The 23,825-nt window shown below is 73.4% G+C and carries 23 protein-coding genes; 9 read left to right on the top strand and 14 right to left on the bottom strand.

The window, feature by feature from the left end:
- Positions 1-41: 41 nt before the first annotated feature.
- Positions 42-578 carry a hypothetical protein gene (locus tag ACIRNI_RS21775; RefSeq protein ID WP_403553364.1) on the top strand — a complete coding sequence of 179 codons (537 nt, stop codon included), beginning with the start codon at positions 42-44 and terminating at the stop codon, positions 576-578.
- Positions 579-706: 128 nt separating this feature from the next.
- Here the strand turns inward: ACIRNI_RS21775 and ACIRNI_RS21770 are convergent, their stop codons facing one another.
- Positions 707-1,219 carry a hypothetical protein gene (locus ACIRNI_RS21770; protein ID WP_403553362.1) on the bottom strand — a complete coding sequence of 171 codons (513 nt, stop codon included), beginning with the start codon at positions 1,217-1,219 and terminating at the stop codon, positions 707-709.
- A gap of 315 nt (positions 1,220-1,534) precedes the next feature.
- On the opposite strand from ACIRNI_RS21770, the gene ACIRNI_RS21765 reads away from it, so the two are divergent.
- Positions 1,535-2,191, top strand: coding sequence for a class F sortase (locus ACIRNI_RS21765; protein ID WP_355365665.1), 657 nt, complete (start codon positions 1,535-1,537; stop codon positions 2,189-2,191).
- An 83-nt stretch (positions 2,192-2,274) separates the two neighbouring features.
- Here the strand turns inward: ACIRNI_RS21765 and ACIRNI_RS21760 are convergent, their stop codons facing one another.
- Positions 2,275-3,180, bottom strand: a complete 906-nt coding sequence (locus ACIRNI_RS21760) for a polysaccharide deacetylase family protein (RefSeq protein ID WP_403553360.1) — start codon at positions 3,178-3,180, stop codon at positions 2,275-2,277.
- Positions 3,181-3,363: 183 nt separating this feature from the next.
- On the opposite strand from ACIRNI_RS21760, the gene ACIRNI_RS21755 reads away from it, so the two are divergent.
- A complete protein-coding gene (locus tag ACIRNI_RS21755) occupies positions 3,364-4,812 on the top strand; it encodes an amino acid permease (protein ID WP_403553358.1) in 1,449 nt (482 codons plus the stop codon).
- A 14-nt stretch (positions 4,813-4,826) separates the two neighbouring features.
- On the opposite strand, the gene ACIRNI_RS21750 is transcribed toward ACIRNI_RS21755, so the two are convergent.
- Positions 4,827-6,092: a CapA family protein gene (locus tag ACIRNI_RS21750; RefSeq protein WP_403553356.1), complete on the bottom strand. Its 1,266-nt coding sequence runs from the start codon at positions 6,090-6,092 to the stop codon at positions 4,827-4,829.
- Between the two features lie 270 nt (positions 6,093-6,362).
- On the opposite strand from ACIRNI_RS21750, the gene ACIRNI_RS21745 reads away from it, so the two are divergent.
- Together ACIRNI_RS21745 and ACIRNI_RS21740 are read left to right on the top strand one after the other, a co-directional pair.
- Complete coding sequence (locus tag ACIRNI_RS21745; RefSeq protein WP_403553355.1) at positions 6,363-6,896, top strand: sigma-70 family RNA polymerase sigma factor; 534 nt, start codon at positions 6,363-6,365, stop codon at positions 6,894-6,896.
- A 172-nt stretch (positions 6,897-7,068) separates the two neighbouring features.
- The gene (locus ACIRNI_RS21740) at positions 7,069-7,578 is read left to right on the top strand and encodes a hypothetical protein (RefSeq protein WP_403553353.1); all 510 of its coding nucleotides are present in this window, start codon (positions 7,069-7,071) and stop codon (positions 7,576-7,578) included.
- 31 nt (positions 7,579-7,609) lie between these two features.
- Here the strand turns inward: ACIRNI_RS21740 and ACIRNI_RS21735 are convergent, their stop codons facing one another.
- From ACIRNI_RS21735 to ACIRNI_RS21715, 5 genes are all read right to left on the bottom strand, one after another.
- Complete coding sequence (locus ACIRNI_RS21735; RefSeq protein ID WP_403553351.1) at positions 7,610-7,831, bottom strand: DUF6296 family protein; 222 nt, start codon at positions 7,829-7,831, stop codon at positions 7,610-7,612.
- 85 nt (positions 7,832-7,916) lie between these two features.
- On the bottom strand, positions 7,917-9,137 hold the full coding sequence (locus tag ACIRNI_RS21730; protein WP_403553349.1) for a sensor histidine kinase: 1,221 nt from the start codon (positions 9,135-9,137) through the stop codon (positions 7,917-7,919).
- On the bottom strand, positions 9,134-10,882 hold the full coding sequence (locus ACIRNI_RS21725; RefSeq protein ID WP_403553347.1) for a cation acetate symporter: 1,749 nt from the start codon (positions 10,880-10,882) through the stop codon (positions 9,134-9,136). The genes ACIRNI_RS21730 and ACIRNI_RS21725 overlap by 4 nt, the downstream gene beginning before the upstream one ends.
- A 35-nt stretch (positions 10,883-10,917) precedes the next feature.
- Positions 10,918-11,319, bottom strand: coding sequence for a hypothetical protein (locus tag ACIRNI_RS21720; RefSeq protein WP_403553345.1), 402 nt, complete (start codon positions 11,317-11,319; stop codon positions 10,918-10,920).
- 88 nt (positions 11,320-11,407) lie between these two features.
- Positions 11,408-12,157: a LytR/AlgR family response regulator transcription factor gene (locus ACIRNI_RS21715; protein WP_403553343.1), complete on the bottom strand. Its 750-nt coding sequence runs from the start codon at positions 12,155-12,157 to the stop codon at positions 11,408-11,410.
- A gap of 136 nt (positions 12,158-12,293) precedes the next feature.
- On the opposite strand from ACIRNI_RS21715, the gene ACIRNI_RS21710 reads away from it, so the two are divergent.
- Positions 12,294-12,995 (top strand): zf-HC2 domain-containing protein, encoded by a 702-nt coding sequence (locus ACIRNI_RS21710; RefSeq protein ID WP_403553341.1) that lies wholly within the window; start codon positions 12,294-12,296, stop codon positions 12,993-12,995.
- Between the two features lie 51 nt (positions 12,996-13,046).
- Here the strand turns inward: ACIRNI_RS21710 and ACIRNI_RS21705 are convergent, their stop codons facing one another.
- From ACIRNI_RS21705 to ACIRNI_RS21690, 4 genes are all read right to left on the bottom strand, one after another.
- Positions 13,047-13,928 (bottom strand): Fpg/Nei family DNA glycosylase, encoded by an 882-nt coding sequence (locus tag ACIRNI_RS21705; RefSeq protein ID WP_403553339.1) that lies wholly within the window; start codon positions 13,926-13,928, stop codon positions 13,047-13,049.
- A gap of 14 nt (positions 13,929-13,942) precedes the next feature.
- Positions 13,943-15,340, bottom strand: coding sequence for a wax ester/triacylglycerol synthase family O-acyltransferase (locus ACIRNI_RS21700; protein WP_403553337.1), 1,398 nt, complete (start codon positions 15,338-15,340; stop codon positions 13,943-13,945).
- Positions 15,341-15,438: 98 nt separating this feature from the next.
- Positions 15,439-17,547 (bottom strand): SpoIIE family protein phosphatase, encoded by a 2,109-nt coding sequence (locus ACIRNI_RS21695; protein WP_403553335.1) that lies wholly within the window; start codon positions 17,545-17,547, stop codon positions 15,439-15,441.
- A gap of 72 nt (positions 17,548-17,619) precedes the next feature.
- The gene (locus tag ACIRNI_RS21690; RefSeq protein ID WP_403553333.1) at positions 17,620-18,738 is read right to left on the bottom strand and encodes a DUF6777 domain-containing protein; all 1,119 of its coding nucleotides are present in this window, start codon (positions 18,736-18,738) and stop codon (positions 17,620-17,622) included.
- Between the two features lie 180 nt (positions 18,739-18,918).
- On the opposite strand from ACIRNI_RS21690, the gene ACIRNI_RS21685 reads away from it, so the two are divergent.
- From ACIRNI_RS21685 to ACIRNI_RS21675, 3 genes are read left to right on the top strand one after another with little or no spacing between them, the layout of a single operon-like run.
- Positions 18,919-19,845, top strand: a complete 927-nt coding sequence (locus ACIRNI_RS21685; protein ID WP_403553765.1) for a YndJ family protein — start codon at positions 18,919-18,921, stop codon at positions 19,843-19,845.
- Positions 19,842-20,387, top strand: a complete 546-nt coding sequence (locus ACIRNI_RS21680) for a DUF1990 family protein (RefSeq protein WP_403553331.1) — start codon at positions 19,842-19,844, stop codon at positions 20,385-20,387. Before ACIRNI_RS21685 ends, ACIRNI_RS21680 begins: the two co-directional genes overlap by 4 nt.
- 22 nt (positions 20,388-20,409) lie before the next feature.
- A complete protein-coding gene (locus tag ACIRNI_RS21675) occupies positions 20,410-21,840 on the top strand; it encodes a lipase maturation factor family protein (RefSeq protein WP_403553329.1) in 1,431 nt (476 codons plus the stop codon).
- A 76-nt stretch (positions 21,841-21,916) separates the two neighbouring features.
- Here the strand turns inward: ACIRNI_RS21675 and ACIRNI_RS21670 are convergent, their stop codons facing one another.
- Together ACIRNI_RS21670 and ACIRNI_RS21665 are read right to left on the bottom strand one after the other, a co-directional pair.
- Positions 21,917-22,087: a hypothetical protein gene (locus ACIRNI_RS21670; RefSeq protein ID WP_403553327.1), complete on the bottom strand. Its 171-nt coding sequence runs from the start codon at positions 22,085-22,087 to the stop codon at positions 21,917-21,919.
- 249 nt (positions 22,088-22,336) lie between these two features.
- Positions 22,337-23,803, bottom strand: a complete 1,467-nt coding sequence (locus tag ACIRNI_RS21665) for an SDR family NAD(P)-dependent oxidoreductase (RefSeq protein ID WP_403553326.1) — start codon at positions 23,801-23,803, stop codon at positions 22,337-22,339.
- Positions 23,804-23,825 lie beyond the last annotated feature (22 nt).

Raw genomic sequence — 23,825 nt, 5'->3', positions numbered from 1 at the left:
ATCCGTTCCGCAGCTGCCCCTCGGGACCCGGAGGATCGACCATGCGCGCGATACGTGCCGCGTCCGCCGCTCTGCTGGGAGCGGCCGCCCTCGCCCTCACCACACCCGCCGCCGCGCAGCAGGGCGACTTCCTCATCAACCCGACGACCGTGCAGCCGGGTGGCAGGATCACCCTCTCCGCCCCCGGTTGCCCGGGTACGGCCATGGCGTCGGCGGGCGTCTTCGACACGGTGACCATCCCGGCCGGCGGGTCGGCGACGGCCACCGTCGACTGGGACGCCAGGCGCGGCGCGGTCTACACGGTGAACTTCACCTGCGCCGGGGGCAGCCCCGGCTCCGTGGACCTCAGGATCGCCATGGCCACCGCCACGCCGACGACCAGGTCCACCGCGGCCCCGACCGTCACCAGGACGGCCACCGCGACGGTCGCGCCCACCCGTGGCGCGCGCGGCGGCCTCGGCGGCAGCGTCGGCGGCTGGCACACCGGCCAGCTCGCCCTCGGTACGGGCCTGGTGGTGGCCGCGGCCACCGGCGTCATCTTCGTGGCGCGCCGCCGGGCCGAGCACCGCCGCCACTGACAACCGGAGAACAACCGAAGGACAACCGCAGAAGGCAACCGGACGAGCCCCGGAAAGCCCGTCGCCCCGAGCCCTCAGGGAGGACTCGGGGCGACGGGCGTATTCGGCCGACCGGGAGGTTCGGCCGGTCAGACCTTTCCGCCGCTCAGGCGGCGGCGCCGGCTGATGAACAGCCCGCCGCCGATGGCCGCCGTGCCGACGAGCGCGGCGCCGATGGTCATCTCGGTGGAGCTCGGGGCCATGGAGCCACCGAGGCCGCCCTGCGCGCCGCGGCCGGCGATGACCGTGAAGGTGCGGGTGACGACCAGGGGGCTGTCGTTGCACTTGACGGCCAGGTTGTACTGGCCGGGCGTGGCGTGGTCGTAGATCCGGGGGGTGGCGGCGGAGTTGCCGGAGCGGTTCAGGGTGAGTGCGGTGGGAGGGAAGGCGTTGGACGTGACGCTGCCGCCCCGGTTGCACCCCGAGGCGCTCACCGCGAGCTGGCCGCCCTGGTGAACCTGCGTGGGACGGACGGTGACGTTGGTGGGACCGTTGCCTCCGGTACCGCCACCGGTACCACCGGTGGCGACGGCCGCCGGAGCGCAGACTCCGACGGCCGCGAACGCGGTGGCGGCCACCGCGAGAGCGCGTGAAGCACGCATGGTTGAACCTCCTGTGGAAGACGCCCCGAAGCGGCGCTCCGGGAAATTCGACGAGTACGTCTCTCCACGACGAACCATCACAAGCCAGTCCGATCACCGCATTTTGAGCATTGGTCCACCCCGGTGAGGCGACACGCCGGTGCGACGCCGGTGGAGCTGACGGAGCCGCAGGTCACAGACCGTCAGGCCGGTGGTGCACGACTACTCGTATGGGTCATCACCCGTCCGGCGCCCGCGCCACCCGTTCGCGCCTCACTGATCGCCCGCCTCTTGCGCCGCCCTTAGCGTGCGTACAGACGCCTCGAAGGGAGAACCATGGGTCTGGACCACAGCGGCTTCGACTGGCGGAGACGCTCGCCGTGGGGCGCACTGGCCCTCGTCATGCTCACCGGTCTCGCGATGGTGCGGAACGGCGTTGACGACCAGCTCGGTCCGCCGCAGCCCGCGGCCCTCGCGACGCCCTCGGAGCGCGGTGTCGCCGCGGCCCCCACCCCGCCGGCCTCGCTGCAGACACTGGCATACGCGCCCGCGTCGCGCATCCGGATCGAGGCGGTCAACGTCGACGCCCCGATCATGGACGTGGGCCTGGACAAGGAGGGCTGGATCGACGCCCCGCCGGCGCAGGACCCCAACCTGGCGGGCTGGTACCAGAACGGCATCTCGCCGGGCCAGCGCGGTACGGCGATCGTCGTCGGCCACGTCGACAACGAGTCCGGGCCCGCCGTCTTCTACCGGCTCGGCTCGGTCAAGCGCGGCCAGCTGGTGGAGGTCACGCGCTACGACGGCCGGGTGGCGGTCTTCGAGGTGTACGGCATCGAGGTCTTCTCCAAGCAGGACTTCCCCGGCGTACGCGTCTACGGGGACACCGGGCACGCGGAGCTGCGCGTGATCACCTGCGGCGGCGGCTACTCGAAGGCCGGCGGGTACGACGGCAACGTGGTGGTCTTCGCGCGGATGGTGCAGGCCCGCTGAGGCCCGCCAAGGCCCGCTGGAGGGCACCGCGCACGAACGGGCCGCCGGGACGCGTGTCCCGGCGGCCCGTGCTGCCGTACGCCTCATCTGCGCGGCACGGTCACGTGGTAGCCGGCCGACAGCAGCCGGGGCAGATAGGTCTTCAGCGCCGCCACGCTCTGCGAGCGGTCGCCGCCCGCGTCGTGGGAGAGCACCACGACGCCGGGCCCCGCCCCGTCGAGGACCCGGCTGACGATGCTCGCGGTCCCCGGCTCCGTCCAGTCCAGGGTGTCGACGGTCCAGGCGAGCGGCTCCATGCCGAGCTCGGCGCCGATCTCGAACGAGTGCCGGTTCCAGGCGCCGTACGGGGCCCGGTACCACAGCGGCGGGGTGCCGGTGACGCGCTCGATCAGGTCGCTGGTGGAGCCGAGTTCGTCGCGGATGGCCGAGGGGGCCAGCTTGGTGACGTTCGGGTGCGACCAGGAGTGGTTGCCGATGACATGGCCGTCGGCCGTCATCTCGCGCAGCAGGTCCGGGCGGGCGGAGGCGAGTCCCCCGCAGACGAAGAACATCGCGCGCACGCCGTACGCCCGCAGGGTGCTGAGGATGGCCGGGGTGTAGCGGGGGTCGGGCCCGTCGTCGAAGGAGAGGACCATCGTGCGGCCGGTGCCGGACATGCGCAGGAAGGGCCGCTGCCGCACCGGCGGCACGGCGCGCCGGAAGCGGGCCGGGCCGTCCCCGGTCATGGGCTGGAGGCGGTACGCGGAGGGCGCGAGGCGCGCGCGGGCCTGCGCCTGGGGCCCGGCGGCCGCGGGCGGCGCGACGGCGGCCCGCCCGGGGGCGCCGGCGGCACCGGGGGCGCGGGACGCGGACGGGGCGGGCGGGGCGGCGGTGCGCCCGGGCGACGCGAACCGGTCCGACGCGAAGAGCCCGACGGTGGTGGTGGCCCCGAGCGCGGCGGCGATGCGCAGCACCATCCGCCGACCCGTAGGCATCTGATCGTTTTTCATGATTAATAACTCGCATGGCGGATGCCCTCTCCCCCTGACCCACACCGGCGGGGGCGCCCGATTGCACTCGTTGGGACGAGTGGCGCAATCGATCCCCCTGGTGTGTGGTGTCTTCCGCCGAGCCCGCGGCTGAGCCATCATGATCGGCGGTCAGCCGATGCCGTATGCAAAGAGGTGACGCCCATGGCCGGACTCCGCGCGGGGCAGGGCATTCTGCGCCGCAAACCGATCGAGCACATCGAAGAGGGCGAGGCGGAGGAACACCTCACCCGGACCCTGGGCCTGTGGCAGCTCACCGCCATCGGCGTGGGCGGCATCATCGGCGCGGGCATCTTCACCCTCGCCGGGACCGTCGCGAACGGCACGGCCGGTCCGGCGGTACTGATCTCGTTCCTCATCGCGGGGGTGGCGAGCGCGGCCGCCGCGTTCAGCTACGCCGAGTTCGCCGGGCTCATCCCGAAGGCCGGGTCGGCGTACACGTACGGCTACGCGGTCCTCGGCGAGATCGCCGGCTGGTTCATCGGCTGGGACCTGCTGCTGGAGTACACCGCGATCGTGTCGGTCGTCGCGATCGGCATCTCGGGCTACTTCACCTTCCTGCTCGGCGAGGTGGGCGCGGAGCTGCCCGCGTGGATGCTGGGCGCTCCGGGCACGGGCGAGGGCCACAAGGTGGATCTCTTCGCCGCCCTGCTCTGCCTGCTGATCGCGTATCTGCTCACGCTCGGCATCAGGAACGCGGCCCGCGTCGAGACGGTCGTCGTGGTGCTGAAGGTGCTCGTGGTGCTGCTGGTGATCGTGGTCGGCTTCTTCCACGTCACCACCACCAACTACAGCCCGTTCTTCCCGTTCGGGGCGAGCGGGGCGTTCACCGGAGCGGCGACCGTCTTCTTCGCCGTCTTCGGCTACGACGCGATGTCGACGGCGGCGGAGGAGTCCAAGGACGCGCAGCGCCACATGCCGAAGGCGATCGTGTACTCGCTCGCCGTCTCGATGGTGCTGTACGTGCTGGCCTGCCTGGTGCTGACCGGCATGCAGAAGTACACGGAGATCGACAAGGAGAGCGGCTTCTCCACCGCGTTCAAGTCGGTGGGCCTCGACGCGCTCGCGGACGTCATCGCGGTGGGCGCGATCATCGGCATCCTCACCGTGATGTTCACCTTCATGCTGGGCTGCACCCGCGTGTGGTTCTCCATGTCGCGGGACGGGCTGCTGCCGGCCTGGTTCGCCAAGACGCACCCGACCCGGCACGTACCCACCCGCGTGACCTGGATCGCCGGTGTCGCGTCCGCGCTGATCGCCGGGTTCCTGCCGATCAGCGAGGCGGCCGAGCTGACCAACATCGGCATCCTGCTGGCCTTCGTGGTCGTGTGCGTCGCCGTCATCGTGCTGCGCTACAAGCGGCCGGAGCTGCCGCGCACCTTCCGTACGCCCGGCATGCCGTTCGTGCCGGCGATCGGTGTGGTCTTCTCGCTCTGGCTGATCACGTTCCTGCAGTGGCAGACCTGGGCCCGGTTCGCCGTCTGGTTCCTGCTGGGGCTGGTGGTCTACTTCGGCTACTCCTACCGCCGGTCCCACCTGGCGAGGGGTGAGGCCCGGACGGGGCAGGCGCCGCCGCCCGGGCCGGAGGCGTAGCCGCTACTCCCCCTTCACTTCCCCATCACCAGGCCGTCCTTGTCCGCGCCGCGGCCGAGGACGGCCTGCCGGATCTCGTCGCGCACGGCGGTGAGGTTCTCGCCCCGCTCGATCGCGGCGTTCAGGTTCACCACCCTGCCCGTGGCGGTGTTGAACCAGTGCGGGAGGTACTCGGCCTTCTCGACCTCCCACCGGCCACCGGGCTTCGCCGGCGGCACGAAGGTGAAGCGGCCGATGGTGCCCTGATTGCCGCGCGGGTCGAAGACCCCCTTGTTGTTGATCATGTCGCCGGCGATCTGGTCGCCCATGCCGTAGACGACCCAGGTGCCGTTCACCTTCTCGTACGCCTGCGGGGCGTGCACGTGCGTACCGATCACGAGGTCGACGTCGGGGCGGCCGTCCCGGGCCGACGCGGTCATGCTGCGGGCGAGGTCCAGTTGCTGCTGGTCCAGCTCGGTCTGCCACTCGGTGCCCCAGTGCATGCTCACCACGACCACGTCGGCGCCGGCCTCGCGGGCCGCCCGGGCGTCCGTGACGATCTTCTCCTCGTCGATGAGGTTGACCGCCCACGACTGCCCCGAGGGCAGCGGATCGGCGTTGGTGCCGTAGGTGTAGGCCAGGTGCGCGACCGTGGCGCCACCGGCCTTGAGGAGGGTGGGGCGGGCGGCCTCCTCGGCGCTGCGGGCCGAGCCCGCGTGCTTGACGCCCGCCTTGTCGAGGGCGTCCAGCGTGCGGCGCAGCCCGTCCATGCCGTCGTCCAGGGTGTGGTTGGAGGCCGTGGAGCAGGAATCGTAGCCGGTCTCGCGCAGTGCGCCGGCGATCTGGGGCGGCGACTTGAAGCTGGGGTAGCCGGTGTAGGGGCCGCCGTCGGGGCCGTACACCGTCTCCATGTGGCAGATCGCGAGGTCGGCCGCGAAGACGACGGGTTTCGCCCCGGAGAGCATGGGGCCGAAGTCGTACCCCCCGCCCTTGCCGGTGGTGGCCGCGTCCGCCTGGGCCTGCCGGATGATCGAGGCGTGCGGCAGGACGTCGCCGCTGGCGACGAGCGTGAAACCGCGCCGCTCGGAGTGGGCGGCGGCGCCGCCGGCCGAGGAGGGTACGGGCGCGGCCGTCTTCTCGTGCGCGGCCGGCTTCTCGTGCCGTGCCGCGGCGGGCGCGCCGGAGGGCTGGGCGCCCGCGCAGCCGGCCGTCACGGAGAGCAGCACGGCGGTCGCGGCCACCGTCTTCCGTCGGACGCGCGGGCGGGGGCGGGTGCGTGGGTTGGTCATGGCGGTGGTCATGGCCGGGCTCCGTAGGGGCTTCGGGGGTGTGCACCAGCTGCTGGCTCCCTGGAATCCCTACGGGATCTAAGAATCATTCAATCCTTTAAATCGCAAAATCACACAAATTGCCTGAAGGGGGCCAAGCGACCTCCGTCGACCGTTCGCCGCACCATTCGCCGCTCGGTGCGACCGCTCGCCGCAGATCGCGGTGCGCCGCCTGTCCCTCGGCGCCCGGATGCGCTCGTATACGGACCCAGTGACGCGGCACGGCGCGAAGGGACGGGAACGATGACGACGGCGACGGCGACGCCGACCACCGACGAGCGGACCCTGGCGGAGCTCCAGCGCGAGCACGGGCCCGCGCTGCTGAGCTTCCTGCTCGGGCTGACGTACGGGGACCGGCAGCGCGCCGAGGACCTGATGCAGGAGACGCTGGTCCGCGCCTGGCAGCACCCCGAGGCGTTCGAGGCGCCGTACGAGTCGATGCGGCCGTGGCTCTTCACGGTGGGCCGGCGCCTCGCGATCGACGCCCGACGCTCCCGGCTGGCCCGCCCCGCCGAGATCGGCGACGGCGTGCTCGCCACCACGCCGGACCCGGCCGACGCCACCGAGTCGGCGGTGGCGGCCCTCGACGTCCGCGCGGCGGTACGGGAGCTGAGCCCGGAGCACCGCGCGGTGCTCGTCCGCATCTACTTCGACGGCCTGTCGGTGAAGGAGGCGGCGGCAGAGCTCGGCATACCGGCCGGGACGGTCAAGTCGCGCTCGCACTACGCGCTGCGGGCGCTCGGCCGGTACCTGCCGGGCTATCCCGTGCGCCCCTGACGGCCCCGCTTCCACCCGGCCCCCGTGGGTCACGGGCGCGGCCTGAACGTATTCGAAACCACAGCACCGAGTTGGGCAAAAGCGCGCCCCCGGCCGTGCCGCACGGTGGAGGCTCGTCGTCTGGAAAGGCGCACCGCGCGCACCGAAGAACGTCCGGAAGAAGGTGGGAACGTTGCGGCCCGAGAGCACGAACGGCACCGACGGAGGCGGGCTGGCGGTCCCGATGGCCTGGCTGTGTGCCGAGTACTTAGCCGATGAGCTGCTGCGCTCGGGCGGACTGGTCGCGCCCGGTTCGCTCGAGTACCGGGCGGGCCGCCGGACGCTCGCGCTCACGTTCTACCTCTGCGACGGGGTCGCCGAGGTGTCCACGGAGGCCGGGAGGGAGGCCCGGCTGGACGAGTGGCTCGCCCTCACCGCGTACGGGCACCCCTGGGACGACTGGGTCCGCGACCGGCTCGCCGCGCGGCGCGCGGCGGACGCGGGGCTGGTGCCGGATGCGGGGCTGGCGCTCGCCCACGAGACCTGGCGGCTGCTGGAGTCCACCCAGCTGCTCGCCACCGACCTGGGCGCGCTGTCCGCCGCTCCGGTGGCCGGGCTCACGGTGGACGAGTCGGCGCGCGTGTGGCTGCCCGCCTGGGAGGTGGGCCTGCCGCTCGGGCACCTCGCGCTGCGCCTGTACTGAGCGCCCGCGCGCGGGTGTGCGGCGGTGGGTGTCAGTGCGGCTGGACGGGACGCGCCCGGACCCTCGCGGCGGGGTCCTGGTGGCCGCCGCTCGCCATCATCCGCACTTCGCCCCGGTCGCTGATCTCCGCCAGGACGATGCCCGTGTCGTCGGCGTACACCGGGTGCCCGCCGGCGCCCGTGCGATCCGTACGGTGCACCTCTACGACTGTGTCCTGCCCGAAGTCCAGCTGGTAGTGGTCATGGATGGGCATGGCTGCCTCCCGGTGGATACCTCCCGGTCGAGCGATCGCCTGGAGCGGTCGCCACCATGCACCCGCGTCCCCAAAACAGGACTTTTCACACCTGACCGGACACCGGTGGGTCGCGGTGCACACCCGCGTGATACTTCGGGACACGCACCGTCACCTTCATGCCCGCGCCCACGCCCGTCTCCGCCACCAGCCCGTAGTCGTCCCCGTACACCTGGCGCAGCCGTTCGTCGACGTTGGACAGCCCGATGCCGGAGGACTGGGGGCGCTCGCCCGCGAGGATGGCCCGCAGGACGGCGGGGTCCATGCCGACGCCGTCGTCCTCGATGGTGACGACCGCCTCGGCGCCCGCGTCACGCGCCGCGATGGTGACCCGGCAGGTGGTGCGCGAGTCCTCCAGGCCGTGCTTGACGGCGTTCTCGACGAGCGGCTGGAGGCAGAGGAACGGCAGCGTCACCGGCAGCACCTCCGGCGCCACCTGCAGGGTGACCTGGAGCCGGTCGCCGAACCGCGCCCCGGCGAGCGCCAGGTACTGCTCGATGGAGCGCAGCTCGTCGGCGAGCTGGGTGAAGTCGCCGTGCCGCCGGAAGGAGTAGCGGGTGAAGTCGGCGAACTCCAGGAGCAGTTCGCGGGCGTGCTCCGGGTCTGTACGGACGAACGAGGCGATGGCGGCGAGCGAGTTGTAGATGAAGTGCGGGGAGATCTGGGCCCGCAGGGCGCGGATCTCGGCCTCGATGAGCCGGGTCCGGGACAGGTCGAGCTCCGCCAGCTCCAGCTGGACGGAGACCCAGCGGGCCACCTCCGTCGCCGCCCGCACCAGCACCGCCGACTCGCGCGAGCCGTACGCGACGAGGGCGCCGAGCACGCCCTCCTCGCCCGTGAGCGGGGCGAGGACGGCCCAGCGCAGCGGGCAGTCCAGGTCACCGCACTCGGTGCGCACACTCTGGCTGCGGCCCGAGTCCAGCAGCTCGGCGACCCGCTCCATCACCTGGTCGCGGTGGTGGGCGGCGCCGGGCCCGTCCCAGGCGAGGACGGCGGTGCGGTCGGTGAGGCACAGCGCCTCGGTGCCGAGCAGCGGCCGCAGCCGCCGGGCGGCCTTGCGGGCGGTGTCCTCGGTGAGCCCGGCGCGCAGCGGCGGCGCGGCGAGGGAGGCGGTGTGCAGGGTGTGGAAGGTGGCGCGTTCGACGGGCGTGCCGAGGTCGAGGACGTCCCGCCCGGCGCGCCGGGCGGTGAGCCGGCCGAGTGCGAACCCGGCGGCGAGGAGCACGGCCCCGGCGGCGGCCAGCGCGGCGAGGAGGGTCCCGCTCACCGCTCGGCCCCCTCGCGGTCGGGCCGGCCGACGATCCCCTCGGGCAGGTGGAGCCGGGCCAGGATCGCGGGAGTCCCGGCGGGCACGTGGCGGGGCGTCGCCAGGGAGACGCCCACCATGGTGAGGAAGCCGAGCGGCACCGACCAGACGGCGGGCCAGGCCATCAGGGTGTGCGGCCACCCTTCGGGGGCGAGGCCCGCGCGGGTGGCCATGACGGCGGTGAGCGCGGCCCCGCCGCCGGTGACGAGCCCGGCCATCGCGCCGGGCGGGGTCAGCCGCCGCCACCAGATGCCGAGCACCAGCAGCGGGCAGAGCGACGACGCCGACACCGCGAACGCCAGCCCGACCGCGTCCGCCACCGGCACCTTCGTCGCCACCAGGCTCAGCCCCAGCGGTACGGCCATGGCGAGAGGTGCCGCCAGCCGGAAGTGCCGTACGCCGCGCGAGGGCAGCACGTCCTGGCCGAGGACCCCGGCGACCGACATGGTCAGCCCGGAGGCCGTCGACAGGAAGGCCGCGAACGCGCCGCCCGCGAGCAGCGCGCCGAGCAGGTCCCCGGCGAGCCCGCCCACGACCCGGTCGGGCAGCACGAGCACGGCGGCGTCCGCCGCGCCGGTCAGCGCGAGCTCGGGCGCGTAGATCCGGCCGAGCGCGCCGTAGACCGGCGGCAGGAGGTAGAAGACGCCGATCAGGCCGAGGACGACGAGGGTGGTGCGGCGCGCGGCCCCGCCGTGGGGGCTGGTGTAGAAGCGGACGGCGACGTGGGGCAGGCCCATGGTGCCGAGGAAGGTGGCGAGGATCAGCCCGTAGGTGGCGTACAGCTGCCGCCCGTCCGGCTGGGTGCCGTCGCGGCCGCCGGCCAGCGGCTGCGACCAGCCGAGGGGGTCGGTCCCGGTGGCGGCGCGCTCGGGGACCCGGGCGCCCTCGGGGAAGGTGAGCGTGGTGCCGGCCTCGACGCGGTGGGTTCCCTCGGCGAGGGTGACGCGGCCGCCGTCGTACGGGACCTCGTCGACGCGGCCGGAGACGCCGAGGGTCAGCGGGGCGTCGACGTCGATGCGTACGGTGTCGTCGACGCGTACCTGCGTGTGCTCCCGGAAGACGGCGGGCGCGTCGAAGCGGGCGCGTGGGGCGTCGTCGCCGAGCCAGGCCGTGACGAGGAAGAGCGCGGGCACCAGCAGGGCGGTGAGCTTCAGCCAGTACTGGAACGCCTGGACGAAGGTGATGCTGCGCATGCCGCCCGCCGCCACGGCGCCGGTGACGACGACGGCCACGACGAGCCCGCCGACCCACTCGGGCGCGCCGGTGAGGATCTCCAGCGTCAGCCCCGCGCCCTGGAGTTGCGGCAGCAGGTACAGCCAGCCGATGCCGACGACGAGGAGGCTGGCGAGCCGCCGGGCGCGCGGCGACTCCAGCCGGGCCTCGGCGAAGTCGGAGAGGGTGTACGCGCCCGAGCGGCGCAGCGGGGCGGCGACGAGGACCAGCAGGACCAGGTATCCGGCGGTGTAGCCGACCGGGTACCAGAGCATGTCGGGGCCCTGGAGCAGGACGAGTCCGGCGACGCCGAGGAAGGAGGCGGCGGAGAGGTACTCGCCGCTGATGGCGGCGGCGTTGAGGCCCGGGCGCACGGTGCGCGAGGCGACGTAGAAGTCGGAGGTGGTGCGGGAGATGCGCAGGCCCAGGGAGCCGATGAGCACGGTGGCGAGGACGACGGCGGTGACGGCGGCGATCGCGTAGGTCTGGTTCACGTCGGGTCCACGGTCCGGTTCGCGTCCACTGCTGTTCAGCGGCCTTCCACGAGGCCGGTGAAGTCGCGTTCGTTGCGCTCCGCGCGGCGCACGTACCAGCGGGCGACGAGCCACATGACGGGGTGGACGCCGACACCGAGGGCGGCCCAGACCAAGGGCGCGGGCGACGGCGCGGTGGCGTCGAGGGCCTGGGGCAGCGCGAACAGCAGGGGCAGGGTGCCGACGACCAGGGCGAGGGTGGCGAGCGCCGAGAGCGCGGCACGCAGCTGGCTGCGCATCAGGGAGCGTACGTAGGTGTGGCCGAGGGAGGTCTGCTCGCTGATCTCGGAGCGGGCCGGGGCGTGGCCGGGCGGACGGGCGGTCCTGCGGGCGGAGCGCGGCACGCCGGTCACGGTCTCGCGGCGCGGGCGGCGCGCGGTGGGCTGCTCTGCGGGCATCGTCGTCCGGGGTCGGCTGCGGGTCGGGGTGGTTGGGGTGGGCTGAGCTGTGGAGTCTACGCAGCGGGCCGGGACCGGGGTAGGGGGTTCACCTGCGGACGTGCCGCATCAGCAGCTCGCGCAGTTGGCGGGCGTGGCGGCGGCTGACCGCCAGCTCGGCGCTGCCGACGCGCACGGTGGTCGCCCCGGCGTCGAGGCGCAGCTCGTCGATGCGGCCGAGCGCGACGAGGTGGCTGCGGTGGATCCGTACGAAGCCGCGCGCCGCCCACCGCTCCTCCAGCGTGGACAGCGGGATGCGCACGAGGTGGCTGCCCTCGTCGGTGTGCAGGCGCGCGTAGTCGCCCTGCGCCTCGACGTAGGCGATGTCGTCGACCGGTACGAAGCGGGTGACGCCGCCGAGTTCGACCGGTATCTGCTCCGGGGCGGCGGCCCCGGGCCGGCCGGCGGGGGCGGTCAGGTCGGCGACGCGGCGTACGGCTTCGGCGAGGCGCTCCGTGCGGACCGGTTTGAGGACGTAGTCCACCGCCTTGAGGTCGAACGCCTGGACGGCGAAGCCCTCGTGGGCGGTGACGAACACGATCAGCGGCGGCCGGGCGAAGCCGGCCAGCAGCCGGGCGACGTCGAGTCCGGTGAGCCCGGCCATGTGGATGTCGAGGAAGACGACGTCGATGGCGTCCTCGCCGCCGGGGCCCGCCTCCAGGGCCCGGCCGATGCGGCGCAGGGCCTCGGTCGCGTCGGTGGCGCCCTCCGCGCTGCGCACGCGGGGGTCGCGGCGGAGCAGGTAGAGCAGCTCCTCGAGGGCGGGCTTCTCGTCGTCGACGGCCAGTACGCGCAGCATGGTGCGGAGTGTAGGCGTGGGGTGATTGAGCGAGAAGCCGCTCGTCTGCGTACTCGTTCACGACAGCACAGCGGGACCATCCCGGCGATGGCGGGACGCTGACGGACGATGACGATACGGGGAATGGGGCACACCCATGGGTCTGCGGGAGCGGCACCACGATGCCGCCGGTGCCGCCGATGTCGCCGCCTATGCGCTGGGCGTGCTGGAACCGGCGGACGCGCTGCGCTGCGAGGAGCACCTCGCGGCCTGCGTGCCCTGCGCCATGCGGCTGGCGGACCTCACCGGGACGGTGGCGGCGCTGGCGCAGCTGGCCGGCCGGGAGCCGCTGAGGCCGGGACGGGCGGCGGGGCCGGGACCGGGGTCGAGATCGGGGCCCGGGCGGAGGAGGGGGCCCGCGCGGAGGCACCGGCGCGCCGCCGCGCCGCTTCCCCGGGTACGCCGGTGGCGCGGGCGCCTGGTCGCGGCGGCCGCGGCGCTCGCGGTCGGCGTGCCGGGCGCCGCCCTGCTCGGGGCCGACGACGAGCCGGCGTCTCCGGAGCGGGGCGCGGTGGCGGCGACCGACCCGGCCACCGGGGTGACGGCGGCGCTGGCACTGCGGGACCGGGCGTGGGGCACGGAAGTGGCCGTCCGGGTGGCGGGGGTGCGGGGGCCGCACGTCTGCGACCTGGTGGCGGTCGGGAGGGACGGGCGGGAGTGGCCGGTGATGAGCTGGGCGACGCCCGTCAGCGGTGACGACCCCGTCGTCGAGGGCGGCACGGCACTGCGGCGCGACGAGATCGCCCGGCTGGAGGTACGCGACCGCGAGGGGCGGCGGCTGGTGTCCGTCGCCCCTTGAGGGGTCACTCGTTCCCTTGAGGAGTCACTCGCCCCATCGGGGGTCACGGGGTCACTTCAGCAGGCGGGACAGGCGGCGGTCGGCGAGCGGCTTGCCGCCGGTCTGGCAGGTGGGGCAGTACTGCAGCGAGGAGTCGCTGAAGGAGACCTCGCGGATGGTGTCGCCGCAGACGGGGCACGGCTCGCCGGTGCGGCCGTGGACGCGCAGGCCGCTCTTCTTCTCCGCCTTGAGCCGCCCGGCGGCCAGCCCGTGCGAGCGCTCCACCGCCTCCCGCAGGGTCGCGCGCATCGCCTCGTACAGCGCGGTCGTCTCGTCCTCGGTGAGGTTCCCGACCGGTTTGAACGGGGACATGCGGGCGGCGTGGAGGATCTCGTCGCTGTAGGCGTTGCCGATCCCGGCGATGAGGCTCTGGTCGCGCAGCGCGCCCTTGAGCCGGCGCCGTTCCCCGGCGAGGAGCGCCGCGAAGGCGTCCCGGTCGAAGTCGCCGGCGAGCGGGTCCGGGCCGAGGCGGGCGACACCCGGCACCTCGGCCGGATCGCGTACGAGGTGGACGGCGAGGCGCTTGGTGGTGCCGGCCTCGGTGAGGTCGAAGCCGTCGCCGCCGGTGAGCGCGACCCGCAGCGCCAGCGGGCCCTTGCCGGGGCGGGGCGGCCCGGAGGGCAGGACGTCGCGCCACTGGAGCCAGCCGGCGCGGGCCAGGTGGATCACCAGGTGCAGCTCCCCCGCCGTCCCGGCGGGCCCGGCCGTCGCGATGTCGAGGAACTTGCCGTGCCGCGCCACGCCGGTGACCTCACGGCCGTCGAGGGCGCCGAGCGGCGGGTCGTACGTCTTCAGCACGCTGATGGCGACCGGCAGGGCGCGGGCGATCTCCTGGCCGACGAGGTGCTCGCCGAGGAGCTCGCGCAGCGCTTCGACCTCGGGCAGTTCGGGCATGGTTCCAGCTTGCCTCAGGAGCCCGGGGATCGGTCGGTGGCCTTGACCAGCTCGGCGAGTTCGGTGTGCAGGGCGTGCGCGAGGCGGTCCAGGTCGGGCAGGGCCCGGCCGTCGGCGACGAGCCCGGTGTGGACGCGTCCGCCGTACGGCGACATGGCGAGGGCGAGGGCCTGGCCGCGGGCGAGCGGCGCCATCGGGTACAGGGCGCGCAGCGGGCTGCCGGCGAGGGAGAGCGTGGAGCGGGGCAGGGGCACGTTGGTGACCAGGAGGTCGAAGAGCATGCGGGCCGCGCCGCCGGCCAGCGGTGTGCCGAAGCGGTGGGCGAGCGGCGGCAGTTGGTCGGCGAGTACGGCGACGGCGCCGGGCCCGCGCGAGGGGCCGGCCGCTTTGTTGCGGTCCATGCCGCGGCGTACGGCGGCGAGGCGGCTCAGCGGGTCGGGGTCGCCGAGGGGCAGGTCGAGGAGGTACGCGGAGAACTTGTTGCCGCAGTCGGGCGGCGAGCCGGGCCGACGCCGGGAGACGGGCACCAGGGCGCACGGGTCGGCGGCGGGGAGCGGGTCGCCGCGCTCCAGCAGCCAGTGGCGCAGCGCTCCGGCGACCACGGCGAGCAGCACGTCGTTGGCGGTGCCGCCGCTGACCCGGCGGACCCGGCGCACCTCCTCCAGGTCCAGCTCGGCGGTGGCCAGGCGCCGTGTCCCACTGGAGTCCGCGGCGAGCGCCGGGGTGCCGTGCGGGTCGTGGCGGCCGGCGCGGACGACGGAGGCGCCCAGGACGGAGGCGCCGACGCCGAGGGCGCGGCCGAGGTCCTCGGCGCGCCCCCGGACGGCGTCCGTGACGCCGGACACCTGCCAGGGGCCGGGGAGCCAGGAGCGGGGCGGCACCGGGCGCGGACGGCGGGGGGCGGCTCGGTGGGCGGTACCCGTGGCGGTCCCGGCGTCGGCGATCTCGTCGAAGATCCCGGCGCCGATGGCGACGGCCCGCATGCCGTCGGCGAGGGCGTGGTGGAGCTTGACGAGGACGGCGAAGGGGCCGCCGGGCGCCCCGGTCAGCAGGTACATCTCCCAGGGCGGCAGCCCGCGTTCGAGCGGCCGCTCCATCAGCTCCCCGGCGAGCCGTGTGGCTTCGGCGGCGAAGTCCCCGTCCTGCGGGAGCCGGACGTGGTGGACGTGCCGGTGGACGTCGAAGGTCTTGTCCACGCTCCAGCGGGCGCCGCCGACGGGCAGCAGGACGTCCCGTACCCGCATCCGCAGGCGCGGGATGGCTGCGGCGCGCTCGGCGAGGATCGGCAGCAGGCCGGCGGGGTCCCCGGGCGCGGGGTCGAAGCGGGCCAGCGCGCCGAGGTGCATGGGGTGGCCGGCCGATTCGAGGTGCCAGAAGGCCAGATCGAGAGGTGCCAGCAGCTCACTGCTCAAGGGATCCCCAGGTCGTCGAAGGCGGGGCCACGGAACTGCAGTCAATCGCCTTCCGTCGGTTACGGTCAAGCACGATCGCTCTACGGACAGTTAACAGTTCATGTCGGGCGGGTTTTCGCTATGACGGACGACCTGTGGATCTCCGGCCGTTCCGGCACGCCGAACTCGCACCACACGCACTTGCCGCCGCCGCGCGACTCCACCCCCCAGACGTCGGCGAGTCGGTCCACCAGCAGCAGCCCCCGCCCCGACAACCCGGAGTCGCCGGCCTCCCGGCGGCGCGGCAGCACGCTGGAGCGGTCCTCCACCTCGACGCGCAGCCGCCGCTCGTGGCCGGCCAGCATCCGCAGGGTGACGATGGCGCCGCCGTCCGTGTGGAGCAGCGCGTTGGTGGTCAGCTCGTCGGCGACGAGCTCGATCTCGTCGGCCCGCTCCCCCGCGCCCCAGGCCTGGACCGCCGCCCGGATCATGTGGCGGGCCGAGCGCAGCGCCTCGGGGTCGCTCTGCGCGACGTGCTGCTGGAGCCGCCCGCCGGCCTGCGGGGTGTAGCCGCCCCTGCGGCGCAGCAGCAGGACCGCCACGTCGTCGTCGCCGCCGCGCTCGTCGACCACGTCGCACAGGTGGTCGGCGAGCAGCTGGAGGTCCTCCGGTCCGTGCCGTACGACCGCCGTCAGCCACTGCATGCCCTCGTCGAGATCGGAACCGGGCTGCTCCACGAGCCCGTCCGTGTACAGCAGCAGGGCCTGGCCCGGGTCCAGCTCCAGGATGGAGACGGGGTAGTCCAGCCGCCCGAACTCCGCCGAGAGACCCAGTGGCATGCCGCCCGGGACGGGCACCCGGCGGCAGCTGCCGTCGGTGTCCCTCAGCAGCGGGTCGACGTGGCCCGCCCGCACGATCTGCACGACGCCCGTCGCCAGGTCCGCCTCCAGGTAGGTGCAGGTGGCGAAGCGGTCGGTGTCCAGCTCGTGGAGGAAGACCGAGGCCCGCGCCATCACGGTGGCGGGGGTGTGCCCCTCGGCGGCGTACGCGCGCAGCACGATGCGCAGCTGCCCCATGACGGCCGCCGCGTGCGTGTCGTGGCCCTGTACGTCGCCGATGACGGCGCCTACACGACCCCCGGGCAGGGGGATGACGTCGTACCAGTCGCCGCCGATGTCCCGGCCGAGCCGGGCCGAGCGGTAGCGGACGGCGATGTGCGCCCCGGCGACCTGCGGGATCCGGCGCGGCAGCATCGCCTGCTGGAGGCCCTCGGCGAGGTCGTGCTCCTGCTCGAAGAGCATGGCGCGCTGGAGGCTCTGCGCGATGCTGCTGCCGAGCGCCACCAGGACGTTGCGGTCCTCGGAGGAGAAGCCGTACTTGTCGCTGTAGAGCAGCCCGAGCGCGCCGATGGGCCGGGCCTGGGCGATGAGCGGCAGATAGGCGGCGGAGGTGATGCCGAGGCCGCTGATGTGCGGCCAGAGGATGGGGTACGAGCCGGCGAAGTCCTCGGGCGACTCGATGAACCGCGGTGCCAGGGTGCGGATCACCTCGCTCATCGGGTACTGCTCGTCCACCCGGGTGTAGCGGGTGCCCGGCACGAAGGAGCCGTCCGGGCCGTCGGCGACCAGGTGGATGCGGCCCGACTCCAGCAGGCCCATGACGACGCTCGTCGCCCCGAGGTGTTCGAGACCGTGCGAGTCGCGCAGGACGTCGATGACGTCCTGGACGGTCCTGGCGTGCGCGAGGGCCGCGGTGGTGGACTCCACGACGCTGGTCTGGCGGCGCCGCTCGGCGTCCACCTCGATGCGCGCGGTGGACTCGGTGAGCTCCTGGGTGGCGTCCCGGACGATGCCGATGATGCGGCGCGGCCGGCCGGTCTCGTCGCGCCGGATGAACCCCTGGGTGTGGGTCCAGCGCAGGTTCCCCTCGCGGTCGCGGATGCGGAAGTACGCGCCGTAGTGGCTGCTGCCGCTCTTCAGCGCCTGCGTGACCATGCCGTCGAGGCGGATGGCCTCGCTCGGCGGGACGCGCGGAGCGAGGCTCTCGGGCCGCCCGTCGTACTCGTCGGCGTCCACCTGGAACACGCCGAGGGCGGCCGGGTCGAGATGCATCAGTCCCGCGTCCAGGTCCCAGTCGAAGCTGCCCATGCGGTTGAGGGACAGGCTCAGATCCGGGCGGGCGGGCCAGTCCTCGGGAAGCGACAGGGCATCCGCTGCCGGATCAACCATGGGGCCACTCTGCCATCATTTGTCGGGTTTTTCGACCGCGCGCGGGAGCGTGAGGAGGGTTCACGAGGGCCGTCAGCCCTCGTCGAGCTCCGGCTCGACGGCCGCGTTGTCCGGCCCCATCAGGTGCCCCTGGTCCTGATACAGATCCTGATCCTGGTCCTCTTCCTGGGTCTCTTCCTGGTCCTGTACGTCCTCGCCGGCCTGGAACTCGGCCTCCGGCTCCGGCACCGGCTCCGACTCCGAGTCGAGGGGGGCTGGCTCCGCGGGCTCGGGCGCCGCGGGTTCCGGGGCGGCGGGCTCGGGAGACGAGGGCTGCGGCCCGGCGGGTTGCGGCGCGGCGGGCTGGGAGGCGGCCGGTTCCGGGGGGCGCGCGGCCGAGAGGACGCTCTCGTCGGTCACGATGCGGTCCTGCTCACCCTCGGTGCCGGTGCGGCGCTCGATCAGGGTGCTGCTGACGACACTGACGATGAACAGGCTTTCGACGGCGTGGTGGGTGGCGTTGACGGTCACCACCCGTCCGGGGTCGAAGCCGGGCCACGACTGCCCCTTGTACTCGACCCCGCCTTCCTCGGCGACCGGCGCGCGCAGCGGGCTTCCGGAGGCGCAGCGGACGCGCGGTGCGCCGTACTCGTCCACCAGGACGGCGGTCCCGGCCTGCAGGACGGCCTGGAAGGCGGCGGCCGAGCCGTCGCCGTAACCGTGTCCGGTGACGCGGGTGTCGGTCCGCAGCACCACGGGCGTGAGACCGTCCAGCCATGCGGCGAGGCGCACCTGGGCGACGCCGGCGGCCTGGGCGAAGGCGGCCGCCTTGGCGTCGTCGGAGGTGAGGAGGCGGGTCTGCCGCGCCACGTCGCAACTGGCGACCGAGCGGGCGCCGCCGTACAGCCCGGGAGTGGCGCCGGAGACGACGCCGGTCGCCGCCGCGGCGCCGGGCTCGGCCGACGGCGGCGAGCCGGGCGCGTCGGGTGACGGCCGGACCGTGGAGGGGGTGAAGGGAGCGGGGCCATGGGCGGAGACGGCCTGGAGCAGCACCTCGCCGGGCCCGGGTAGGCCCTCCACCGCCCCGGCCCCGCGGGGTTTCCCACCGTCACCGTCGCCGCCGCAGCCGGTGGCCAGCAGCCCTGCGGTGACGGTGGAGGCGGCGAGCGTGGCGAGCGCGCCGTACCGGCGACGACGTGGGGTGGTACGCACGGAGGCCCTCCCGCCTTTCAACACTCGTTTCAGCCTTGTTCGCCCTTTATGTCTGCCGGATCCGCTCCGACCCCGCAACCGGAAGCACCCGCCCTTCCGTGGACTTGAACACGTTCAACAGAGCCTCTAGGCTCGGGCTACGAGTTGAACATGTTCAACCAAAGGGGAGGGGTGGGTGCGTTGTCCGTGCTCGTCGGGCTGATCGTGGCCCTCGGCATGCTGGTGATCGTCCCGGTGGGGCTGCGCCTGATCGATCCGGAGGACGGCGGGGGAACAGCGGCCGTCCGGACGGTGTGGCCGCTGTTCGCGCTACCGGGCGCGGCGTCCCTGTGGCTGCCTCGCGGCATCGCCGCCACCGCGCTCGCCTGTTGCTACGCGGTCGGCACCGTGCTCCTGGCGCTGCACGCGCCGGGCCGCCTGGTCCGTACGCCCGCGTCGGCGCTGCCTGCCCGGATCGCCGTGGCCACCGCGCTGGTGAGCCCGTCGATCGCCGCGGTCGCGCTGGTCGCGGAGCGCCTCGGGCACCCGCTGTTCGGCTTCGACCTGGAGATCCTGGCCCTGACCGTGCCGCACTTCCACTTCGCCGGTTTCGCCGCCGCCCTGGTGGCCGGTCTCGTCTGCCGGGCCACGGACCGGCCTGCCGGGCGCTTCGCCGCGCTGAGTGTGCCGCTCGGCACCGTGCTGGTGCTGCTCGGCTACTTCCTGAACGACTGGGCCGAACTGGCCGGGGCACTCGTGCTCACCGCCGGGATGTGGGCGGTCGCGCTGCTGACCTGGCGGGACGTCCGCGGCGACGGGCCCGACCGGCTCACGAGAGCGATGCTCCGCGTCTCCTCCGCCGTCCTCGTGGCAACCATGCTGCTGGCACTCTGCTGGGCGGTCGGCGAGGCCACCGGGCTCCCCCACCCCAGCCTGACCTGGATGGCCGCCACCCACGGCCTCGGCAACGCCCTCGGCTTCGCGCTCTGCTCGGTGCTGGCCTGGCGGCGCCTCGCCGACGTCGAACGCGTCAAGGGCCGCGAACACCTCGACGGCCTCAAGGCCGTGAAAGACCTCGCCGTGAAAGACCTCAAGGACCTCAAGGCGTTCAAGGAGCCCGTCGCATGACCCGCCTGATCCGCAGCCTCGCCACCGGCGACACGCCCTCGCTCAACTACCCGGAGGTCGGCGCCACCCGCACCCGCCCGCTCCCCGCCGGCTACCACCACCTGCACGTGGAGGTCCTCGTCGGCCGCGGCCGGGACGTCTTCCTCGAAGCGGGCACGGCCGTCACCACCTGGCGCATGCACCGCGCCTCGGGCGCCCGGATCCACGCCGAGTCGCCGCGTGCCGAGCCCGGTACCGGCGTCGAGGTCTCCCTGGGCCTCGGCCCGCTGCGCCTCACGGCGCCCTGCGAGGTGGTGTGGACCGTGTACGAGGAGGACGACCGCACGGGCTTCGCGTACGGCACCCGCCAGGGTCACCCGGAGAGCGGCGAGGAGTCGTTCGTCGTGGACCTGCGCGCGGACGGGACGGTGTGGTTCACGGTCACGGCCTTCAGCAGGCCCGCCCGCTGGTACACACGGGCGGGCGGGCCCCTCGTCCCCGTGCTCCAGCGCTGGTACGCCCGGCGCCTCGGCCGCACGCTGCGAAAGATCGCGGCGGGATGATCCGCGGCCGATACTGGAACCGATGGAGTGGTTCTGGTTCACCTCGTCCGACTACTGGCTGAGCAGACTGGTCTTCCAGCGGGCGCTCGCCGGGCTCTACCTGGTCGCCTTCCTCTGCGCCGCGCTCCAGTTCCGCGCGCTGATCGGCGAGCGCGGCATGCTGCCGGTCCCCGCGTATCTGCGGCGCGTATCACCGCGCCGCGCGCCCAGCGTCTTCCACTGGCACTACTCGGACCGCTTCTTCGCCCTCTGCGCCTGGAGCGGCGCCGTGCTCGCCGCCGCGCTGGTCGCGGGGGCGGGCGACGCGGTGCCGCTCGCGGTGGCGATGCTGATGTGGGCGGTGCTGTGGGCGCTGTACCTGTCCATCGTCAACGTCGGGCAGACCTGGTACGGCTTCGGCTGGGAATCGCTCCTCCTGGAGACCGGCTTCCTCGCGATCTTCCTCGGCAACGAGCGCACCGCGCCGCCCGTGCTCATCCTGTTCCTGCTGCGCTGGCTGCTGTTCCGGGTGGAGTTCGGCGCGGGCCTGATCAAACTGCGCGGCGATGCCTGCTGGCGCGACCTGACCTGCCTGTACTACCACCACGAGACGCAGCCGATGCCCGGGCCGCTGAGCTGGTTCTTCCACCATCTCCCCAGGCCCCTGCACCGGGTGGAGGCGGCGGCCAACCACGTCACCCAACTGGTCGTCCCCGTGCTGCTCTTCACGCCGCAGCCGGTGGCGAGCGCGGCGGCGGGCGCCATCATCGTCACTCAGCTGTGGCTGGTGCTCTCCGGCAACTTCTCCTGGCTGAACTGGATCACCATCGTGCTCGCCGTGCCGGCGGTGGACGGCTCGCTCGTCGCCGAGCCGCCCGCGCTGCCCGCTCCCCCGCTCTGGTACGGGATCCTCGTCCTCGCCGTCACCGCCCTGGTGCTCTTCCTCAGCCGTCGCCCCGTGCGCAACCTGCTCTCCCGCCGCCAGGCGATGAACATGTCCTTCGACCCGCTGCACCTGGTCAACACCTACGGCGCCTTCGGAACGGTCGGCCGCGTACGCCACGAGATCGTCCTCGAGGGGACGGACGAGCCCGTCCTCCACGAGGGCACGGTGTGGCGGGAGTACGAGTTCAAGGGCAAGCCCGGCGACGTTCGTCGGCTGCCGCGCCAGTTCGCGCCGTACCACCTGCGGCTGGACTGGATGATGTGGTTCGCGGCGCTGTCCCCGGCGTACGCCCACTCCTGGTTCGGCGGGCTGGTGGAGCGGCTGCTCGACGGGGACCGGGACACGCTCCGGCTGCTGCGGCACAACCCCTTCCCGGACGCCCCGCCCGTGATCGTCCGCGCCCGGCTCTACCGGTACCGCTTCACGACCTGGCGCGAACTGCGCGCCACGGGCGCGTGGTGGCACCGGACGTTCGTGCGCGAGTTCATGCCGCCGACGCGGCTCGACGCAGCGGAGGAGCGGGAGTGACGGAAGGCACGCGCGTGCCCTCCGACGGATGGCGGAGGGCACGGGGCGAAGCCTGGGAAGATCCCGGGGATCCGGCTCAGTCGATGCCGGGCAGGATGTGCGGCTCGGCGAGGTCTTCCTCGTATCCGGCCAGGCGGATGGGGGCCGAACGGGCCCACACTTCGAGGCTGCCGAGCGTGTCCGATGGACCGGACCCGTCGCCGTCCTTCGCCGAACGGTGTTCCTGCTTCGTCAGTTCTGGTGTCACCGCGCACTCCTTCGTGTCGCGAACCTATGAGGACATAGCTGCCGATCGGTCGCGGTGGCGCCGGTACTGGGGCGGGACCGCAGCCTTGGTGGCAGGCCGTGTTCCCGGGGCGGCCTGAAGGAAGTTTCGTGGATCCCTGTCGGCCGACCGTCGCTCCAGACTAACCAAATGAGCGCCCCCGCGCTCGATGGAACGCGTCACATAGGCAGGTTCCGGACACTCCGCAAGCATCCGGTCACCGGGTGGTGATCACCAGTTGGCGGGCGCGTAGTCCTTGAGGAAGCAGCCGTACAGGTCCTCGCCCGCCTCGCCGCGCACGATGGGGTCGTAGACCCGCGCCGCGCCGTCGATCAGGTCGAGCGGGGCGTGGAAGCCCGCCTCGGCGAGCCGGACCTTGTCCGGGTGCGGCCGCTCGTCGGTGATCCAGCCGGTGTCGACGGCAGTCATCAGGATGCGGTCGGACTCGAACATCTCCTGGGCGCTGGTGCGCGTGAGCATGTTCAGCGCGGCCTTGGCCATGTTGGTGTGCGGGTGCCCGGCGCCCTTGTACCCGCGGCTGAAGACGCCCTCCATCGCGGAGACGTTCACCACGTACGTACGCCGGGCCGGGGAGGCCGCCATCGCCGAGCGGAGCCGGCTGATGAGGATGAACGGCGCGGTGGAATTGCACAGCTGCACTTCCAGGAGCTCGACCGGGTCGACCTCGGAAACCGTCTGGATCCAGCTGTTGGTGTCCGCCAGGTCGGGGACGAGACCGCCGGCGTCGATCGCGGTGCCCGCGGCGATCCGCTCCAGCGACGCGGAGCCGCTGACCAGCGCCAGGTCGGTGACCTCCTGGGCGGTCAGCCCGCTGCCGTTGCGGGACGACGGCAGGGCGGCCATCGTCTCGACGGCGCCGCTGCCGAAGGTGCCGATGATCTCGGCGGGCGGCAGCTCACCGGCCGGCAGCGGGGCGGACTCGGCGGCGACGAGTTCCCGGTACGCCTGGGGCGAGCGGCGCACGGTCTGCGCGGCGTTGTTGATCAGGATGTCGAGCGGGCCCTCGGCGGCGACCGAGTCGGCGAGCGCGACGACCTGCGCCGGGTCGCGCAGGTCGATGCCGACGATCTTCAGCCGGCCGATCCACTCGTCGCTGTCCGGCATCGCCTTGAAGCGGCGGATGGCGTCCTTGGGGAAGCGGGTGGTGATGGTGGTGTGGGCACCGTCACGCAGCAGCCGCAACGCGATGTACATGCCGATCTTGGCGCGGCCGCCGGTGAGCAGCGCGCGGCGGCCGGTCAGGTCGGTGCGGGCGTCGCGCTTGGCCCGGTTCTCGGTGGCGCAGTCGCGGCACAGCTGGTGGTAGAAGGCGTCGACCTCGACGTACCGGCTCTTGCAGATGTAGCAGGAGCGGGGGCGCTGGAGGATGCCCGCGATCTCGCCTTCGGCCGAGGAGGAGGGCAGCAGGCCCTGCGTCTCGTCGTCGATGCGCTCGGCGGAGCCGGTGGCGGTGGCCTCGGTGACCGCCTTGTCGTGGGCGGTCTTGGCAGCCCGGCGCTCCTGGCGGCGGCGCTGCTTCACGGTGCGGTAGAGACCGGCCGTGGCACGGCGGACGGTGATCGCGTCCGGGTGGTCGATCTCCAGCTTGTCGAGCTCCTCGAGGACGCTCAGGCAGACGGCCAGACGCTCGGGGTCGATGCCCGGCCCGTACGCCTGGTTCTCTTCAGTCACCGTCATGGCCTCTTCGGTTCCTCGATCA

This window comes from Streptomyces sp. NPDC093546, from assembly GCF_044765045.1.
GTDB lineage: Bacteria > Actinomycetota > Actinomycetes > Streptomycetales > Streptomycetaceae > Streptomyces.
This window is presented reverse-complemented; position numbering and strand designations above follow the sequence as displayed.

Coding starts and splice junctions, on each gene's coding strand:
- ACIRNI_RS21775 (WP_403553364.1), top strand. CDS start 42: ATGCGCGCGATACGTGCCGCGTCCGCCGCTCTGCTGGGAGCGGCCGCC.
- ACIRNI_RS21770 (WP_403553362.1), bottom strand. CDS start 1,219: ATGCGTGCTTCACGCGCTCTCGCGGTGGCCGCCACCGCGTTCGCGGCC.
- ACIRNI_RS21765 (WP_355365665.1), top strand. CDS start 1,535: ATGGGTCTGGACCACAGCGGCTTCGACTGGCGGAGACGCTCGCCGTGG.
- ACIRNI_RS21760 (WP_403553360.1), bottom strand. CDS start 3,180: ATGAAAAACGATCAGATGCCTACGGGTCGGCGGATGGTGCTGCGCATC.
- ACIRNI_RS21755 (WP_403553358.1), top strand. CDS start 3,364: ATGGCCGGACTCCGCGCGGGGCAGGGCATTCTGCGCCGCAAACCGATC.
- ACIRNI_RS21750 (WP_403553356.1), bottom strand. CDS start 6,092: ATGACCACCGCCATGACCAACCCACGCACCCGCCCCCGCCCGCGCGTC.
- ACIRNI_RS21745 (WP_403553355.1), top strand. CDS start 6,363: ATGACGACGGCGACGGCGACGCCGACCACCGACGAGCGGACCCTGGCG.
- ACIRNI_RS21735 (WP_403553351.1), bottom strand. CDS start 7,831: ATGCCCATCCATGACCACTACCAGCTGGACTTCGGGCAGGACACAGTC.
- ACIRNI_RS21720 (WP_403553345.1), bottom strand. CDS start 11,319: ATGCCCGCAGAGCAGCCCACCGCGCGCCGCCCGCGCCGCGAGACCGTG.
- ACIRNI_RS21715 (WP_403553343.1), bottom strand. CDS start 12,157: ATGCTGCGCGTACTGGCCGTCGACGACGAGAAGCCCGCCCTCGAGGAG.
- ACIRNI_RS21710 (WP_403553341.1), top strand. CDS start 12,294: ATGGGTCTGCGGGAGCGGCACCACGATGCCGCCGGTGCCGCCGATGTC.
- ACIRNI_RS21705 (WP_403553339.1), bottom strand. CDS start 13,928: ATGCCCGAACTGCCCGAGGTCGAAGCGCTGCGCGAGCTCCTCGGCGAG.
- ACIRNI_RS21695 (WP_403553335.1), bottom strand. CDS start 17,547: ATGGTTGATCCGGCAGCGGATGCCCTGTCGCTTCCCGAGGACTGGCCC.
- ACIRNI_RS21680 (WP_403553331.1), top strand. CDS start 19,842: ATGACCCGCCTGATCCGCAGCCTCGCCACCGGCGACACGCCCTCGCTC.
- ACIRNI_RS21675 (WP_403553329.1), top strand. CDS start 20,410: ATGGAGTGGTTCTGGTTCACCTCGTCCGACTACTGGCTGAGCAGACTG.
- ACIRNI_RS21665 (WP_403553326.1), bottom strand. CDS start 23,803: ATGACGGTGACTGAAGAGAACCAGGCGTACGGGCCGGGCATCGACCCC.